Source organism: Pseudoalteromonas sp. S2755 (genome assembly GCF_005886535.1).
Taxonomy (GTDB): domain Bacteria; phylum Pseudomonadota; class Gammaproteobacteria; order Enterobacterales; family Alteromonadaceae; genus Pseudoalteromonas.
Genome location: NZ_PNDS01000155.1, coordinates 1 through 636, shown reverse-complemented (window position 1 = coordinate 636; position 636 = coordinate 1). Strand labels below are relative to the sequence as shown.

Genomic DNA, 636 nt, shown 5'->3' with positions numbered 1-636 from the left:
AGAGCAGGAAGATGAACCTGAACTGGAGCCTGAACAGCCTTTAACAGACTCTGAGCAAACGGAGTCAGGGCATTTATCTGGTATACTGGATGACGAGGATGCTATTCCGGAATTATCTGAAGAATTGGTGGAAGAAACATTACAGTCCGATCTAGCCAATGAAGCAGATTTTAGTGATGAGAATGTTCAAGCTGACGAAGACAGTGAATTTGAAGATCCTGATTTAAAAAGTGTTGATGAGTTATTACAGGAGCTTCAAACCGAAGAGCAGTTTGAGTTGGATGCTGAGCTTGAAGATGACTTTTCGGATGAAGAAGTCGAAATTGAGCTGGGAGATGATCCACTTAATGACGAAGTGGACTTATTGGCAGAGGAAGAATTTCTTGACGAAGAAGATCTGCAACCAAGCGCAGAGCTAGAGAGTTATCCTGAACTGGATCTGGGCGAAGAACTTGAAACTACTGACTCGCAAAGCGAAACCGAAAAAGCATTATCAGAAGCGTTATCCAATGACGCCCAATTTGATATCGAAGGTGGACTTGATGACGAGCTTCTCGACGATGAAATTTCTGGCTTTGATGAAGATGATTTGCCTGAATTTAGTGCGGACTTTGACGAAGATACTTTGCTTGAAGA

The 636-nt window shown here is 42.6% G+C and carries 1 pseudogene; it reads left to right on the top strand.

Features of this window, described 5'->3' with window-relative positions:
- A pseudogene (locus CWC03_RS21155) lies at positions 1–636 on the top strand (FimV/HubP family polar landmark protein); the annotation flags it as partial.